The organism is Bacteroides thetaiotaomicron VPI-5482 (assembly GCF_000011065.1).
Lineage (GTDB): Bacteria > Bacteroidota > Bacteroidia > Bacteroidales > Bacteroidaceae > Bacteroides > Bacteroides thetaiotaomicron.
Map to the genome: position 1 here is coordinate 2,123,260 of NC_004663.1, position 17,287 is coordinate 2,140,546.

Sequence of the window (17,287 nt, forward strand, 5' to 3'; positions counted from 1 at the left end):
CAAATAAAAAAGTTTCAGTTGATTTCACACAGTTCCTGCATCCCATGACAGACGGCAGATAACTGTTGCTTAAGAAGAGAAGGGGGAAGAACATCGAGAAGAGACAGAGAACGGGTCAAAACAGCCTGTTTTCTTTCTTCGTCTTCCGGATTGGCGTACATCGACACATTATATCCCTGAAGGATGGCCAAACACAGGGTAGCATCCTGCTCCGGTGTCTCCCCCCGTTGAGAATATAAATCGTTAATCTTTTCGTGGATGGATCGTTGTAATGCTGAAAGATCATCCAAATACACGCAGCCTGCACTCCCCCCACCAGGAAGCAGCATACGTACCAAACTTAATAAACCCTCTATATTTTCTTGTAAAATAATAGCATCCATATCCCTTGCCTTAAACAGCCGCCATAATCGGCTCTACATAACCGACAGGCATATCAACACAGGCGCATCCCAGCATATTCAAGCGAACAGCAATCTTACTTTTACCATCCACATTGACCAGTTCGCCAACAAGACCCGTCAACGGACCTTTGATCACGCGAACCTTTTCGCCACGAGCCAAAGGAGAACTGTTCATGCTTATCGATTCTTCCGAATAATCAAGCATGAAACGGAAACGAGCCATCTGCTCGTCAGGAATTACAGCAGGACTACTCTCGCCGCGCATCACCATGTAACGGCTGACAGTAGAAAAACTCAGGACTTCCATGCGTTCCTTAGGGTCAACGTGTACGAAGACCATCATAGGAAGCAAGACGGAGGTGACCAGCTTGCGACGGTCGCTCCATTGGTGGAATTCCTGTTGAACGGGAACGAAATTCTCGATACCCATCTTGTCCAGATGCTCGGAAACCTTCTTTTCATGGTGCATCCGAACCAAAGCAACATACCAGCGTTTTGAGTGTGCTACGCCTTCCCCTGTCCCATTAATAGGCCCAGCATTTAGTGATTTCTTTTTTCTTAAAATCATATTTTTTTACCCCATGTTTATCCGTTACTTCTTAGGTAACGAACAAGCATAGGGCAAGCAGAAAAGGGAACTTTTTTCAACGAAAACATCAGAAGAGGACTGGTATTCAGGAAATAAAGCAGAAGTGAAGGTGTTTTTCATGAATTGGAATAAAAAAAAGACATAACACGGATATTGTCATTTTCCGCCTGTTATGCCTGCATTTGATTCATTTTCCGAAATTAATTTCATTTTTGTTTGCGTATTTTCATAAATATGTCCATCTTTGCGCCATGAATCATTCCGTTACCTAAGAAGTAACGCACACCGATAAACACTGTATATCAAGCTTCTAAATCAGATGCACTGACCTACTCCGCACCGCTTTACGTAAGACAAATTCATCCGGTTCACCTCCGTACGCTCTTTCAGTTCAAAGCCTTTCAGATAAATCTGCGTAGTCTTGATGGACTTATGACCAAGCGACTCGCTGATCATCTCGATAGGGACACCACGGTACTTGGCAGTAGTAGCCCACGAATGACGAAGCGTGTAGGAAGTGACGGGGAAGTTGAGACGCAGCCGCTTTGCCAGAGACTTCAGACAGTAGTTGAATCTTCGGAGAGCGGACTGGTATTCACGGTAGGCTCTCTCATCCTTCCTCTTCTTATCACCGTGAAGAATGCCGAAAAGGTAGTCGGGACAGCCGGGACGGGGAGACTGCCGGTTCCGGAGTTGGTCGAGCATCTCCTGTGCACTGTCCAGAACCTCAACGCTCATGGGAGTCTTCGTCTTGACACGATTGTAGCGCAGCACGTTGCTATCAAGAGCGGATTTCTCCAAATGGCTCAGATCGGCGAAAGACATCCCGCAGAACTGGAACATCAGAGCAGCGATAGCCTGGGTACGGCGGAGACGGTCAGACTGGGGATCTTCATAAAGAAGCCTGCGAAGAGCGACGACGGGAAGCGCCCTTTTCTGACGCACGTCCACCCCCGTATAGACCTCATGAAACAGGCGGTGGACATAAGGAGCACTGCCGGCTTCCACACCCCGATTATAGATACTCCGAAGCATACGCATATACGTGGAAATCGTATTGGGCTTCAGACCACATTCGTAAAGGTGCTGTTCGTAACAGCGAAGACGCTCACGGGTGACTTGACGGAAAGACACACTATGGACACCACAAAACTTGCTAAAAGAAAGAAGGGCGTTCTGATAGACGTGCGCTGTAGAATAGCGGCCCTCCTCTCGCAAACGGCCGATATAGATATCGGCACATCGACTAAATCCATTTTTATTCATTATTTACATCACTAGTTTTATTACAACCTACAAAGTAAGATGAATAAACACGATATCTTAGTTTTATCTTGTTTGACTATATTAAAATTACTAAAAAGCTGATGCTCACGAATCCGTAACCCCATAAAAAATGTGAGAGAAAACCTTTCAATTTTCTCTCACATTTGGAAAACAATAAAATTAAACTCACTTACTAATTGCCAATTCGTTCGCTATTGCTTTCTTTTAAAACAGCAATTGGCATCATTCTTCGTTCTTTTCAAGAGACTTCTTCTCTTAAGCAATCTAATTCTCTACCTAATTATTAATTTACTCCCCTTAAAATTCTGTCTAGCCATGGACAGTTCATCCACCTGTTATCTATTGTCTGTTTATAAATAGTTCCTTATATTTATAAGAGGAGCTTTCTTTCCTTTTTTACCAAGAAAAATAGAAGAAAAAATAGATTTAATTAAAAAACGCCTTCCAGAGCACTCTGAGAGGCGTTTTTTAATTGCAGAAATATTTCACTTCCTGCTTTATATCAAGGATAATTTCTCTTTTTTACGGTGTGGACTTCTGTTCCCGTCTATTCTAATATGACTTTCTGCCCGCTCAACTGATAATTGATTCCCAAAGAACCAAATACTTTTTTCAATGTTTCGTGCAGATCTCTCGTCAGGATGGTTCCGTTATAGTACAGTTCATTATATTTTTCACACCCTACCACTTCCACATCAAAGATATGCTGAATATCTGCTACTACATTGACCAGCGGATCATCTTCATAACCGAGTACTTCGGGCAGTTCTTCCTTTTCCTGAACAGGACCAATCTTATTCTCATCACAGCGTACACTTTCACCGGCATTCAATGTCTGTTCGCCGATTGGTGTCTCTACCTTCACTGTTCCCTCTTCACAATTGACAGTGATCGTTTTTCCTTCCTGCTCGACCAAGAATTTTGTACCTAACACCGTAACATCTCCGGCTTCCGTTCGTACAGTAAATGTTTTACCCGGAGTCACGTCAAAAAAGGCCGATCCGAGCAGATTCAGTTTACGCCCCCAAAGCCAACTCACTTTATTATAAGACAAAGTTGAGTTTTGCATCAGCTTCACAGAACTGCCATCCGGTAGCTTGTAATCGACAGCTACTGCTTCAGACGTAATCTTCTCTTCCGACAGATAGTAATAACCGCCTATTCCGAAAAGCAGGATAAACAGGGCCGCTACTCTCCAGTAGATACAACTGCTCCTAAGAACAATCAGTTTCTGTCTTCCTGCAGCGTTCGGTCTGCTTGTTAATGCATCCGCACGTTTTTCTTCACGAAATTCTTCTAACTTCCCACCAACTACAGACTTCCGTGCAAACAACTCACCTTTCAGAGGAAGTTTGCCGTCTTCCATATATTGTTCCAGAAGTTCTTTCCTATTCTCCATATCCTCACCTCAATTAAAAATCCATAAATTAGCAGCTACAGTCAACAGGAATGATTTGCTCAATCGCTCTCTCAGTCTGGATATTGCCATGTGGGTAGTATTATAAACAGTACGGGAAGTCAGCCCCATCACTTCGGCTATTTCATCCGAATCCAGTTTTTTATAATACTTCAGGTATAATACCTCTCTCTGCTGCTTTGTCAAGCCATTTATTTCTTTCTGCAGAACTTCTAACTGCTCTCTTTCAAGTTCGGAACGGACAATCGCTGTTTCTATGTCTATCTCCAAATCGAATCTATATTCGCTTGAATTAACTTCGTCCAATGATGTGAATACGCCATTAGCAGTTTTCTTCAACTCATTCAGCAGCATGCGTTTCAGCGCCACACACAGGTAAGCGGATATGGACTGAGGCTCGGAACAACTCTGCCTCTTCTCATACAGATAAACGAACAATGACTGAATGGATTCAGTTACCAGATTATCATCACCGGCAATCTTCATCCCATATCCGTAAAGTAAATCCGAATATTCATTGTAGAGTTGCCGGAATGCTTCTTCATCCCCCTGCTGGATTTTCTCCCAAAATGTTGTATTCATTTCTCCTTCCCTTATTTACAGGTAACATAATTCTTCCCCTTTTACCAATTATTTTTGTTAAATTCCACCAAGCAGACTAAAATTCACTTGTGAAGTGGAATTTAATGTGCTTGAAGTCCATTTGTGCCATCTGAAGCACATAGCCTGAATCGGCAAGGAATACGTCACGTCCTTCCCTGTCCTTCGCCATATATTGGTATTTACGTTTCTTGAAAGCTTCCAGCTCAGCAGGATCATCGCTTTCTACCCAACAAGCCTTGTACAAACTTACCGGTTCCCAACGGCAAGAAGCATTGTACTCGTTCAGCAGACGATACTGGATAACCTCAAACTGCAACTGTCCGACCGTACCGATAATCTTACGGCCGTTGAACTGATTGACAAACAACTGTGCCACACCTTCGTCCATCAACTGGTCGATACCCTTTGCCAGCTGTTTCTGCTTCATCGGATCGGCATTTTCGATATACTTGAACATCTCCGGCGAGAAGCTGGGCAAGCCGCGGAAATGGAGCAGTTCTCCTTCCGTCAGCGTATCACCGATCTTGAAAGTTCCGTTGTCCGGCAAACCGATGATATCTCCTGCATAGGCTTCGTCAATGGTCGTTTTCCGCTGCGCCATAAACTGGGTGGGCGATGAGAAACGCATGGTCTTGCCATGACGGACGTGCTGATAGGGTGCATTACGTACAAATTTGCCCGAACATATCTTGCAGAATGCTACACACGAACGATGATTCGGGTCGATATTGGCGGTAATCTTAAAGATGAATCCGGTGAATTTCGGTTCGTCCGGTTTCACTTCACGCTCTTCTGCCTGTACAGGACGAGGACTGGGAGCAATCTCCACAAAGCAGTTCAACAATTCCTGTACACCAAAATTATTCAAGGCAGAGCCAAAGAATACAGGCGCGCAATCTCCTGCCAGATAAGATTCCACATCCAGTTCCGGATAAACTCCTTCGATCAGTTCCAGATCGCCACGCAGTTTGTCTGCCAGCGGCTTACCGATCTGCTTATCCAGTTCTTCCGTATGTATGTCGACTTCTACCTTCTCCGTCACCACTTGTTTGGAAGGTTGGTACAAGTCCAGTTTCTTCTCATAAATATTATATACTCCTTTGAAGCGGGCTCCCTGTTCGATAGGCCATGACAGCGGGCGGACCTGAATCATCAGTTCTTCTTCCAGCTCGTCCAGCAAGTCAAACGGGTCCTTACCTTCACGGTCCATTTTATTAACGAAAATGATGACCGGAGTTTTTCTCATACGGCACACTTCCATCAGTTTACGGGTTTGTGTTTCCACACCTTTCGCTCCGTCTACTACAATGATAACGCTGTCTACAGCAGTCAGCGTACGGTATGTGTCTTCGGCAAAGTCCTGGTGACCCGGAGTATCAAGAATATTGATCTTGTAGTCCCGATAGTCAAATTCCATTACGGAAGTTGTCACCGAGATACCACGCTGTTTCTCAATCTCCATCCAGTCGGAAGTAGCCGTTTTCTTGATTTTATTGCTCTTGACCGCACCTGCCACCTGAATCTGACCACCGAAAAGCAATAACTTCTCCGTCAATGATGTCTTACCGGCATCCGGATGCGCAATAATGGCGAATGTTCGCCGTCTCTGTATTTCTGTATTATCTGCCATATTTATTATAAAGTATCGATGCATCTTTTCAGGCTTTCCTCCCAATGAGGTATTTCGATGCCGAACGTTGTTTTTATTTTTGTTTTATCGAGTACGGAATATGCAGGGCGGTTCGCTCTTGTAGGATATTCCGCCGTATGCAGCGGTTTCACTTTGCATGAAGTGATTCCTGCCAAACGATGAATAGCTACCGTAAAGTCATACCAGGAGCAGACTCCTTCGTTGCTGAAATGATAGACTCCACGAACGATGCCTTTATTAATAATAGCAAAGATGGCCTGTGCCAGGTCATTGGCGTAAGTAGGAGTTCCTACCTGATCGAAAATGACTCCCAGACTATCACGCTCTTTGCCCAGACGGATCATCGTCTTCACGAAGTTGTTGCCAAAAGTGGAATAAAGCCATGCGGTACGGATAACGACTGACTTTTCGCAATGATTCAGTACCTCATATTCTCCTTCAAGTTTCGTTGTTCCATATACCGAATTCGGACATGGATCGCATTCTTCTGTATAAGGAATATGAGCGGTGCCGTCAAAAACATAGTCGGTAGACACCTGAATCATCGCCGCACCATTAAACTGCGCTGCACATGCCAGCGTTTTAGGAGCTTCACTGTTCAGCTTGTAAGCCAGTTCCGAATCATCTTCCGCTTTATCTACTGCTGTATATGCCGCACAATTAACAATAAGCTCAATCCGCTTTTCAGCAATATATGCCCAAACAGCGTCCTTATTACAGATGTCCAGCTCCTGCACATCTGTGAAATAATACGTATGTTGCGGATTCTCTTTTGCAAGAACTTGCATTTCATTGCCAAGCTGACCATTGGCACCCGTCACTAAAATTCTCATTTATTCATCAAGTTTTAATTCCCCTTTCAGGTCTTTATCGTAATAGTTTGCCAACATGGAAAGAAAGCTGCTGATAGCTTCTACCGCCTTCATAGTCCCCTCGCTGACAGGCTTTTTCTGCAGACGAAGCAAAAGTAGTCCATAGAGTGCTTCGAAGCAAGTCTCCAGTTCCGGCTCTTCTTTTTTGCCATTCTTATTCCGCAGTTCTACAATAAACGGCAATGCTTTGAAATAAGCGGCACTGTAGAAAGGAAATTTGGGAGAAGAAGTCAACGCATTATGAAGCTCTGTCAGATTGATGATGATGTTCTTGTTAATCTGCAAATGACCTTTTTCACGTACCCCTTCCTCATTCATCATGGTGATCAGGTTGCCGTACCACTCTCGCAGGGCAGGACGCTGATCTTCCGGATAACGGGCGATCACATTCGCCTCGATCTCCTCCAGCTCACCATGATTGGCGCGGATCAGGTCTTCTTCTTGCCACATATATATAAGGTACTCGGCAATGTTTTTCTCTTTAAGCTGTCTGGCTATCTGATTCATAAGTTTTCTTCTTAATAAAGTGACTCTCCCAGCAACGTATAGATTAATCCCGCCACCGACACCAGCATCACAATGCTGCCAATCACACGATTCAGTATCCAGATGCCCCGTAAGTTAAACTTAGTGCGCACTTTATTCACAAAATAAGTGATTCCGAGCCACCACACCAGCGCCCCCGAAGCAATGGCAAGATACCCCGTAATTTCTTCGAACACCACGACACCGGGCTGCACAAAGGCAAAACGGGCAAATAGTCCGATAAACAGGAATATAATCAGAGGATTGGAGAGCGTGACAAAGAATGCGGTAATGAAATTGTGAAAGTAAGAACCTTTATTGGACGATGCCGGACGGATGGATTGTACCGGATTGCTGCGAAAGGTATAGATTCCGAAAAGTAGCAGCATGATGCTGCCCAACAACTGCAGATAAAAAATATTCTTATTAATATAATCGAACACAAAGCTCATACCATAACCTGTCAACAGAGCATAAGCTATGTCGCTTAATGAGGCTCCAAGCCCTGTCACAAATCCATACCAGCGCCCTTTATTCAGCGTCCTCTGAATGCAGAGAACCCCCACCGGTCCGAGAGGTGCGGACACAACAACGCCTATAATAAAGCCTTTCACTATTATATCGAATATTGTTTCAATCTGAATCATGCCGCAAATATCGCACTTTTTTATGAGAAGAGGATAGGATATTAACGTTTTTTCCACACAAGAGTCACTATATACACCAAAATTGCTTATCTTTGCGCCACAGAAAAATCGTAAAATCAAAAAATAAACATGATTCTTTTTTTCAGAACCCCTTCCAAGAGCGTGATTGCCGTAGAGAGCAACCATCAGCTCACCCCGGACGAAAGTAATAAACTCTGCTGGCTTTTTGGAGAAGCCGTGACGGAAAGTGAAGAAAACCTGAAAGGCTGTTTCGTCGGCCCACGCCGCGAAATGATTACCCCTTGGAGTACAAACGCAGTAGAAATCACCCAAAACATGGGACTTGAAGACATTCTCCGCATTGAGGAATATTTTCCGGTAAAAGATGAAAATGCCGACTACGACCCGATGCTGCAACGCATGTACAAAGGACTCGACCAAAACGTATTCACCACCAACCGCCAACCGGAACCTATCGTATCCATCGAAGACCTCGAAGCCTACAACGAAAAAGAAGGCCTCGCACTCTCGAAAGAAGAAATGGACTATCTGAAAAAGGTAGAAAACGATCTGGGACGCAAGTTGACTGACTCCGAAGTTTTCGGTTTCGCACAGATCAACTCTGAACACTGTCGCCACAAAATATTCGGTGGAACATTCATCATCGACGGTGTAGAACAGGAATCATCTCTGTTCCAGATGATTAAAAAGACCACACAGGAGAATCCGAATAAAATCATCTCTGCTTATAAAGACAACGTAGCCTTCGCCGAAGGTCCGGTAGTTGAACAGTTTGCTCCGGCAGATCACTCAAAACCTGACTTCTTCCAGGTGAAAGACATCAAAAGCGTCATCTCACTGAAAGCAGAAACTCATAACTTCCCGACGACTGTAGAACCGTTCAACGGCGCATCTACCGGTACAGGCGGTGAAATCCGCGACCGTATGGGTGGTGGCAAAGGTTCATGGCCGATCGCAGGTACTGCTGTCTACATGACTTCTTATCCCCGCACGGACGAAGGCCGCGAATGGGAAGATATTCTTCCGGTACGCAAATGGCTGTACCAGACTCCGGAACAGATTCTGATCAAGGCATCCAACGGTGCTTCCGACTTCGGTAACAAGTTCGGCCAACCGCTGATCTGCGGCTCAGTATTGACTTTCGAACACACGGAAAACAACGAAGTTTATGGCTACGACAAAGTAATCATGCTTGCGGGCGGTGTAGGCTACGGCACACAACGTGACTGCCTCAAAGGTACTCCGGAAGCAGGAAACAAAGTAGTCGTCATCGGTGGAGACAATTATCGTATCGGACTGGGTGGCGGTTCCGTATCTTCTGTAGATACCGGTCGTTACAGCAGCGGTATCGAACTGAATGCCGTACAACGTGCCAACGCCGAAATGCAGAAACGTGCCAACAACGTAGTACGCGCTCTCTGCGAGGAAGATGTGAATCCGGTAGTTTCTATCCACGACCACGGTTCGGCAGGTCACGTAAACTGTCTGTCGGAATTGGTGGAAGAATGTGGCGGTCTGATCGACATGAGCAAACTTCCGATCGGCGACAAGACATTGTCCGCTAAAGAAATCATCGCCAACGAAAGTCAGGAACGTATGGGACTTCTGATCAAAGAAGAAGCCATCGAACATGTACGTAAGATCGCCGAACGCGAACGCGCTCCGATGTACGTAGTAGGTGAAACAACCGGCGATCACCGCTTCTCTTTCCAGCAGGCAGACGGCGTACGTCCGTTCGACCTGGCCGTTGAGCAGATGTTCGGTTCATCTCCGAAGACTTATATGATCGACAAGACCGTAGAACGTCATTATGAAATGCCGGAATACGAATTGCCGAAATTACATGAATACCTGACCAATGTGCTGCAACTCGAAGCCGTAGCTTGTAAGGACTGGCTGACAAATAAGGTAGACCGTTCCGTTACGGGCAAAGTAGCCCGCCAGCAATGCCAGGGCGAACTTCAATTGCCGTTGAGCGACTGTGGTGTCGTAGCACTCGACTATCGTGGTGAAAAAGGTATCGCCACTTCTATCGGTCACGCTCCGCAAGCCGCACTGGCTGATCCGGCTGCCGGCTCTATCCTTTCGGTATCCGAAGCACTGACAAACCTTGTATGGGCTCCGATGGCAGAAGGCATGGACAGCATTTCCCTGTCTGCCAACTGGATGTGGCCGTGCCGCTCACAGGAAGGTGAAGACGCCCGTCTTTACACTGCCGTGAAAGCATTGAGCGACTTCTGCTGCGCTCTGCAAATCAATGTTCCTACCGGAAAGGACTCTTTGTCCATGACACAGAAATATCCGAACGGCGAGAAAGTGATTTCTCCGGGAACAGTGATCGTTTCTGCCGGCGGTGAAGTATCCGACGTGAAGAAAGTCGTATCTCCGGTATTGGTGAACAACGAAAAGACAACACTCTACCATATCGATTTCAGCTTTGACGAACTGAAGCTAGGAGGTTCCGCTTTTGCACAGTCTCTGGGTAAAGTTGGCGACGACGTACCCTGCGTACAGGATGCCGAATACTTCCGCGATGCTTTCCTTGCCGTACAGGAACTGGTGAACAAGGGACTGATCCTGGCAGGACACGATATTTCAGCAGGTGGTCTGATCACTACATTACTGGAAATGTGCTTCGCCAACGTTGAAGGCGGTATGGAAATCAGCCTCGACAAGATGAAGGAACAAGATATCATCAAGATTCTGTTTGCAGAAAATCCGGGTATCGTGATCCAGATCAGCGACAAGCATAAAGAAGAAGTGAAAAAGATTCTGGAAGATGCAGGCGTAGGATTCGTGAAACTGGGTAAACCGACCGACGAACGTCATATCCTGGTATCGAAGGGCGACGCTACTTATCAGTTCGGCGTTGACTATATGCGTGATGTATGGTATTCTTCTTCTTACCTGCTCGACCGCAAACAGTCTATGAACGGCTGCGCAAAGAAACGTTTCGAAAACTACAAGATGCAACCGGTTGAATTCGCTTTCATGCCCGGATTCAAAGGTAAACTCTCTCAGTATGGTATCACTCCGGACCGTCGTACTCCGAGCGGTGTCCGCGCTGCCATCATCCGCGAGAAAGGAACGAACGGCGAACGCGAAATGGCTTACTCACTCTATCTTGCCGGCTTCGACGTGAAAGACGTGACGATGACCGACCTGATCAGCGGACGCGAAACACTGGAAGATGTAAACATGATTGTTTACTGCGGTGGATTCTCCAACTCCGACGTACTCGGTTCGGCCAAAGGATGGGCAGGAGGTTTCTTGTTCAACCCTAAAGCCAAAGAGGCACTTGACAAGTTCTACGCACGTGAAGATACGCTTTCACTGGGTATCTGCAACGGTTGCCAGCTGATGATGGAACTGGGACTTATCAATCCGGAACACGAAAAGAAAGGCAAGATGCTGCACAACGACTCACATAAATTCGAATCGACTTATGTAGGCTTGACAATCCCGACCAACCGCAGTGTAATGTTCGGCTCATTGAGCGGCAGCAAACTGGGTATCTGGGTGGCTCACGGAGAAGGTAAATTCTCTCTGCCTTACGATGAAGACCAATACAACGTAGTGGCAAAATACAGCTACGATGAATACCCCGGCAACCCGAACGGTTCCGATTATTCTATCGCAGGTCTTGCCAGCGCCGACGGCCGCCATCTGGCAATGATGCCTCACCTCGAACGTGCTATCTTCCCGTGGCAGAATGGCTGCTATCCTGCTGACCGTAAGAACAGCGATCAGATTACTCCATGGATAGAAGCATTTGTCAACGCCCGCAAATGGGTAGAAGAGAAGACTAAATAAGATATCTTTCTATCATTGAAACGGAGGCTGTTATTTGTTATAAAGTAACAGCCTCTTGTTTTAACTCCTTTTCCATACCCAAAGTCTGCATATTACAACTTAATTTCCCTAAATAAACAGGATATACAAATAGCTGCGAAAGCTCCTGTATACTTCACTTTGAGAGCACCGTTATCTTAACCTAAAATTTTGTAGTGTCGAAAAATCTTCTTAATTTTGTCAAACTTTCCCCCTCACTAAAGATTCAATAACCCATAAAAGTCCTATTTGTATGAAAAAATGGCTTTTTTTATTATTATTGTTTCCTCTGACCTGTGTCGCCCAGACCTATCAGTATCTAGGAGTGGAAGACGGGTTAAGCAACCGGAGAGTGTACTACATTCAAAAAGACAATGTTGGATATATGTGGTTCCTTACGCACGAGGGAATCGACCGGTACAACGGCAAAGAGTTTAAACGGTATAAATTAATGGACGGCGACAAAGAACTCAACTCGCTGTTAAATCTGAATTGGTTATATATCGATCCGGAAGGAACGCTATGGGAAATCGGTAAGAAAGGCAAGATTTTCCGGTATGACCGTATTCATGACACTTTCGAACTCGTCTACAAGTTGCCGATAGAAGACTTTAAGGATTTACCGGCTCCCATTACTTTCAGCTGGATCGATCATAACAATCATATCTGGCTGTGCAACGAAGAAACGATCTTCCTTTACAACACCCGGACGGAAGAGGTTACTCATGTTAAAAACTGCCTCAGCGAAGCTATAAACGACATCGAACAAATCGACGAATCCCACTATTTTATCGGGACGGAGATGGGTATTCATCATGCCCAACTGAAAAACAACACACTGCAACTTCTCCCCTGCGACAAGCTAGACAACGTCAATATTCAAGTTAACGATTTACACTTCGACCCCAAAATCCGCAAACTGTTCATCGGTGCCTTCGAACGGGGCGTCATGGTTTACGACATGAACACAAAAACCATCACACAACCGGAAGTCAGCCTGAAAGACGTAAGTATATCACGCATCAAACCACTGAATGCCAAAGAACTGCTGATTGCTACCGATGGCGGAGGTATCTATAAGATGAATGTCGATACGTACCAGACCGTACCTTTTATCGTAGCAGACTACAACAGCTACAATGGCATGAACGGCAACAGCATTAACGACATCTACATAGACGACGAAGAACGGATATGGATGGCAAACTATCCGATAGGAATTACCATTCAGAACAATCGTTATCCGAGTTATAAATGGATCAAACATTCTGTCGGTAATAAGCAGTCGCTGATTAACGACCAGGTGAACTCTATCATAGAAGACAGCGAGGGAGACTTATGGTATGGCACCAACAACGGAATTAGCCTGCAAGACTCAAAAACCGGAAAATGGCGCTCGTTTCTGAGCACCTTTGAGAATGTACAGAACAGCAAAAATCATATATTTACAACCTTATGTGAAGTATCTCCCGGCATTATTTGGGCAGGCGGATATTTCTCGGGACTTTATCAGATAGATAAACGCACGTCGAAAACAACTTATTTTACACCCGCTTCGTATGCTCATGAAAGTATACGTCCGGATAAATACATACGTGACATACGCAAAGACTCACGCGGTTATGTATGGAGCGGAGGATATTATAACCTGAAGCGAATCAACGTACAAACCAAAGACATACGGCTCTACCACGGACTGCATTCCGTTACCGCCATCATCGAAAAGGATGACAAAAGTATGTGGATAGGTACGGCAACAGGCCTGTTTCTTCTGGATATAGAATCCGGGAAATATGAACGCATCCAACTGCCGGTAGAATCTACCTATGTCTACTCCCTGTATCAGACCAAACAAGGCTCACTGTATATAGGTACCAGCGGATCGGGAGTACTGATTTATGATCCCCAGACAAAGTTGTTTACCCATTATTATACAGGAAACTGTGCCATGATATCCAACAATATCTACACGATATTATCGGATGAAGACAATGAAATTCTATTAAGTACGGAGAACGGACTCACCAGCTTCTATCCCAAACAAAAAACCTTCTACAACTGGACAAAGGAAATGGGACTGATGACTACGCACTTCAATGCGTTGTCCGGTACCCTGCGCAGAAATAACAATTTTATCTTCGGTAGCTCGGACGGTGCCATAGAGTTCAATAAAGACATGAAGCTCCCCAGGACGTACTCTTCCAAGATGATCTTCAGTGATTTCAAGCTGTTTTATCAGACGGTATATCCGGGAGACAAGAATTCACCACTGGAAAAAGATATCAACGAAACCAAAGAATTAAGACTAAAATATAATCAGAATATCTTTTCACTGATGGTTTCTTCCATCAACTATGATTATCCTTCCAATGTTCTTTATTCATGGAAGCTGGAAGAATTTTACGAAGAGTGGAGCAAACCCGGCAATGAAAGTACAATCCGTTATACCAACCTCGCTCCGGGAAAATATGTATTGCGTGTGCGTGCCATCTCCAACGAAGACCAACGGGTGATGCTTGAAGAAAGAAGCATTGATATTATCATTGCCCAGCCTTTCTGGCTCACTCCCTGGGCAATGATATTGTATGCAATCCTGATTTCCCTCATTGCTGTTATCATCCTGCGGGTTCTTATTCTGAAAAAACAGCGGAAGGTTTCCGATGAAAAAATACACTTCTTCATCAATACGGCACACGATATACGCACCCCGTTGACATTGATTAAAGCTCCTCTGGAAGATTTGCGCGAAAAAGAAGCTCTGAGCAAGGAAGGCATAGCCAACATGAACACTGCCATACGCAATGTAAATGCCTTGTTGCGTCTGACAACGAATCTTATCAACTTTGAGAGAGCAGATGTTTATTCTTCGGAATTATACATTTCGGAGCATGAGCTAAACACGTTCATGACAGAAATATTCAATGCATTTCAGCCTTATGCCAATATCAAGCATATCAACTTTACGTACGAAAGCAATTTCCGGTATATGAATGTATGGTTTGACAAGGAAAAGATGGAATCTATTCTGAAGAATATAATATCGAACGCATTAAAATACACGCCGGAAAATGGTAATGTGCAGATTTTCGTATCAGAGAACAATGATTCGTGGAGCGTGGAAGTGAAGGATACCGGAATCGGTATTCCAGCCAGCGAGCAAAAGAAACTGTTCAAGCTTCATTTCCGCGGCAGCAATGCCATCAATTCGAAAGTGACGGGAAGCGGTATCGGTTTGATGCTGGTATGGAAACTTGTCCGGTTACACAAGGGCAAAATCAACCTGTCGAGCGTGGAGAATCAGGGATCGGTGATTAAGATATCTTTCCCAAAAGACAGCAAACGCTTCCATAAAGCACACCTTGCCACACCAAGCAAACGCCGGCAAGAGATAACAAGTACAACCAATGTGCCTGCCAGCATCTATGAGAATGTGCATAAGGAACAGAATCCGAATCATCAGCGAATCCTAATCGTAGAAGATAATGATGAACTGCGCAACTATCTGTCACAGACACTGGCAGAAGAATATACGGTACAGAACTGCTGCAACGGCAAAGAAGCACTGACCATCATTCCGGAATACAAACCGGAACTGGTTATCTCGGACATTATGATGCCGGAAATGAGAGGGGATGAATTGTGTGACGCCATCAAAAATAATATCGAGACGTCGCATATTCCTGTTATCCTGCTAACAGCTCTTAATAATGAAAAAGACATATTGTCCGGCCTTCAGATTGGTGCTGACGAGTATATTGTCAAGCCATTTAATATTGGAATATTAAAAGCTACCGTCTCCAATCTGTTGATCAACCGCGCCCTTTTGCGAAGCAAATACGGGAGTCTGGATATGGACGATGAGGATGATCATGAAGACGAATGCATCAACTGCTCGCAGGATATCGACTGGAAGTTTATCGCCAATGTACGGAAGAATATAGAAGATAATATAGACAATCCGGCTCTTACAGTAGATGTGCTTTGCAATCTGATGGGAATGAGCCGTACCAGCTTCTACAACAAACTCAGGGCATTGACCGATCAGGCTCCGGGCGATTACATCCGCCTGATCCGCCTGAAACGTTCGGTGAAGTTGCTGAAAGAAGGTACACACAGTATAACAGAAATAGCAGAAATGACAGGATTTAGTGATGCGAAGTACTTCCGTGAAGTATTCAAGAAGCACTTCAACGTAAGCCCCAGCCAATATGGAAAAGAAGGCAAGCCCCACAAGGAGGGCAAGGCTGGAAAAGAAAACAAGTCCGATAAGGAAGGAGGAGAAAAAGAAGAATGAACATTTACCTCGAATCATTTGGAATCTTTTTTAAAATAGGCGCTTTCACCATTGGCGGAGGCTATGCAATGGTTCCACTTATTGAGAATGAAATCGTAACCAAACGAAAATGGATCGCACAGGAAGACTTTATCGACCTGCTGGCTATCTCTCAGTCCGCTCCGGGTATTCTGGCAGTGAATATCTCTATCTTTATAGGATATAAGCTGCGTGGCATTCGGGGAAGTATTGTCACAGCACTGGGGACTATACTCCCCTCATTTATTATCATTCTGGCCATCGCGCTCTTTTTCCATTCTTTCAAGGACAATCCGATTGTGGAACGCATATTTAAAGGAATACGACCCGCCGTGGTGGCATTGATCGCCGCACCGACTTTCACCATGGGACGGTCGGCCAAAATCAACCGGTACAACTTATGGATCCCCGTCGTATCGGCATTATTGATCTGGCTATTGGGCTTCTCCCCGATATGGATTATCATTGCTGCCGGTGTAGGAGGTTTCCTATGGGGAAAATTTAAAAAAGTGGAGAGTGAACACCCAAGGCTATGATTCAAGATTCATAATTCTAAATTAAAAAGAGATGATTTATCTTCAGTTATTTTATACGTTCTTTAAAATCGGACTTTTCGGTTTTGGCGGAGGTTACGCCATGCTTTCGATGATACAAGGTGAAGTAGTAACCCGTTATGGGTGGGTGACTTCGCAAGAATTCACAGACATTGTTGCCATCAGTCAGATGACTCCGGGGCCTATCGGTATCAATGCGGCTACTTATGTCGGTTTTACGTCCACAGGAAGTGTATGGGGATCGATTGTTGCCACATTCGCTGTTGTTTTCCCCTCTTTCATACTGATGCTGACAATCAGCAAATTCTTTCTGAAATATCAGAAACATCCGGTAGTGGAATCTATTTTTGCAGGATTGCGTCCGGCAGTTGTCGGATTATTAGCTTCCGCCGCACTGGTATTGATGAATGTGGAAAACTTCGGCTCACCTACAGAAGACACCTACACATTTGTCATCAGCATCATTATCTTCCTGATAGCCTTTATCGGCACCAGAAAATACAAGGCAAATCCGATATTAATGATTATCGCCTGCGGGATTGCAGGACTACTGCTTTATTAAAATAAAGTAATA

13 protein-coding genes are annotated in these 17,287 nt (G+C 44.9%); 4 read left to right on the forward strand and 9 right to left on the reverse strand.

The features are described from left to right. Nucleotides 1-14 precede the first annotated feature (14 nt). From BT_RS08740 to BT_RS08780, 9 genes are all read right to left on the reverse strand, one after another. Nucleotides 15-383, reverse strand: coding sequence for a UpxZ family transcription anti-terminator antagonist (locus BT_RS08740; protein WP_011107952.1), 369 nt, complete (start codon nucleotides 381-383; stop codon nucleotides 15-17). 10 nt (nucleotides 384-393) lie between these two features. After that, complete coding sequence (locus BT_RS08745; protein ID WP_008767808.1) at nucleotides 394-972, reverse strand: UpxY family transcription antiterminator; 579 nt, start codon at nucleotides 970-972, stop codon at nucleotides 394-396. A gap of 336 nt (nucleotides 973-1,308) precedes the next feature. Continuing rightward, nucleotides 1,309-2,259 carry a tyrosine-type DNA invertase cluster 3b gene (locus BT_RS08750; RefSeq protein ID WP_011107953.1) on the reverse strand — a complete coding sequence of 317 codons (951 nt, stop codon included), beginning with the start codon at nucleotides 2,257-2,259 and terminating at the stop codon, nucleotides 1,309-1,311. Nucleotides 2,260-2,827: 568 nt separating this feature from the next. Continuing rightward, nucleotides 2,828-3,679 carry a FecR family protein gene (locus BT_RS08755; protein ID WP_011107954.1) on the reverse strand — a complete coding sequence of 284 codons (852 nt, stop codon included), beginning with the start codon at nucleotides 3,677-3,679 and terminating at the stop codon, nucleotides 2,828-2,830. Nucleotides 3,680-3,688: 9 nt separating this feature from the next. Beyond that, complete coding sequence (locus BT_RS08760) at nucleotides 3,689-4,279, reverse strand: RNA polymerase sigma factor (protein WP_008767805.1); 591 nt, start codon at nucleotides 4,277-4,279, stop codon at nucleotides 3,689-3,691. Nucleotides 4,280-4,355: 76 nt separating this feature from the next. Then, nucleotides 4,356-5,930, reverse strand: a complete 1,575-nt coding sequence (locus tag BT_RS08765) for a peptide chain release factor 3 (RefSeq protein ID WP_008763318.1) — start codon at nucleotides 5,928-5,930, stop codon at nucleotides 4,356-4,358. A 5-nt stretch (nucleotides 5,931-5,935) separates the two neighbouring features. Continuing rightward, nucleotides 5,936-6,784 (reverse strand): dTDP-4-dehydrorhamnose reductase, encoded by an 849-nt coding sequence (gene rfbD / locus BT_RS08770; protein ID WP_008767804.1) that lies wholly within the window; start codon nucleotides 6,782-6,784, stop codon nucleotides 5,936-5,938. After that, a complete protein-coding gene (locus BT_RS08775; RefSeq protein ID WP_008767803.1) occupies nucleotides 6,785-7,330 on the reverse strand; it encodes a DUF4924 family protein in 546 nt (181 codons plus the stop codon). Nucleotides 7,331-7,341: 11 nt separating this feature from the next. Further along, entirely contained in the window at nucleotides 7,342-7,995 is a 654-nt protein-coding gene (locus tag BT_RS08780) for a LysE family translocator (protein WP_008767802.1), read from the reverse strand. Nucleotides 7,996-8,124: 129 nt separating this feature from the next. Here BT_RS08780 and purL point away from each other — a divergent pair, with 129 nt between their 5' ends. The 4 genes from purL (at nucleotide 8,125) to BT_RS08800 (ending at nucleotide 17,275) form a co-directional block, all read left to right on the forward strand. Beyond that, nucleotides 8,125-11,829: a phosphoribosylformylglycinamidine synthase gene (gene purL / locus BT_RS08785; RefSeq protein ID WP_008767801.1), complete on the forward strand. Its 3,705-nt coding sequence runs from the start codon at nucleotides 8,125-8,127 to the stop codon at nucleotides 11,827-11,829. Between the two features lie 271 nt (nucleotides 11,830-12,100). Next, nucleotides 12,101-16,141, forward strand: coding sequence for a hybrid sensor histidine kinase/response regulator transcription factor (locus BT_RS08790; protein ID WP_011107956.1), 4,041 nt, complete (start codon nucleotides 12,101-12,103; stop codon nucleotides 16,139-16,141). After that, entirely contained in the window at nucleotides 16,138-16,695 is a 558-nt protein-coding gene (locus BT_RS08795; RefSeq protein WP_008763312.1) for a chromate transporter, read from the forward strand. Before BT_RS08790 ends, BT_RS08795 begins: the two co-directional genes overlap by 4 nt. A gap of 31 nt (nucleotides 16,696-16,726) precedes the next feature. Beyond that, nucleotides 16,727-17,275: a chromate transporter gene (locus BT_RS08800; protein ID WP_008763311.1), complete on the forward strand. Its 549-nt coding sequence runs from the start codon at nucleotides 16,727-16,729 to the stop codon at nucleotides 17,273-17,275. Nucleotides 17,276-17,287: the final 12 nt, after the last annotated feature.

Excerpts from the sequence above, each read along its gene's own strand:
- BT_RS08780 (WP_008767802.1), bottom strand. The coding sequence starts at position 7,995 with ATGATTCAGATTGAAACAATATTCGATATAATAGTGAAAGGCTTTATT.
- BT_RS08790 (WP_011107956.1), top strand. The coding sequence starts at position 12,101 with ATGAAAAAATGGCTTTTTTTATTATTATTGTTTCCTCTGACCTGTGTC.
- BT_RS08745 (WP_008767808.1), bottom strand. The coding sequence starts at position 972 with ATGATTTTAAGAAAAAAGAAATCACTAAATGCTGGGCCTATTAATGGG.
- BT_RS08795 (WP_008763312.1), top strand. The coding sequence starts at position 16,138 with ATGAACATTTACCTCGAATCATTTGGAATCTTTTTTAAAATAGGCGCT.
- purL (WP_008767801.1), top strand. The coding sequence starts at position 8,125 with ATGATTCTTTTTTTCAGAACCCCTTCCAAGAGCGTGATTGCCGTAGAG.
- BT_RS08775 (WP_008767803.1), bottom strand. The coding sequence starts at position 7,330 with ATGAATCAGATAGCCAGACAGCTTAAAGAGAAAAACATTGCCGAGTAC.
- BT_RS08740 (WP_011107952.1), bottom strand. The coding sequence starts at position 383 with ATGGATGCTATTATTTTACAAGAAAATATAGAGGGTTTATTAAGTTTG.
- BT_RS08765 (WP_008763318.1), bottom strand. The coding sequence starts at position 5,930 with ATGGCAGATAATACAGAAATACAGAGACGGCGAACATTCGCCATTATT.
- BT_RS08800 (WP_008763311.1), top strand. The coding sequence starts at position 16,727 with ATGATTTATCTTCAGTTATTTTATACGTTCTTTAAAATCGGACTTTTC.
- rfbD (WP_008767804.1), bottom strand. The coding sequence starts at position 6,784 with ATGAGAATTTTAGTGACGGGTGCCAATGGTCAGCTTGGCAATGAAATG.
- BT_RS08750 (WP_011107953.1), bottom strand. The coding sequence starts at position 2,259 with ATGAATAAAAATGGATTTAGTCGATGTGCCGATATCTATATCGGCCGT.
- BT_RS08760 (WP_008767805.1), bottom strand. The coding sequence starts at position 4,279 with ATGAATACAACATTTTGGGAGAAAATCCAGCAGGGGGATGAAGAAGCA.
- BT_RS08755 (WP_011107954.1), bottom strand. The coding sequence starts at position 3,679 with ATGGAGAATAGGAAAGAACTTCTGGAACAATATATGGAAGACGGCAAA.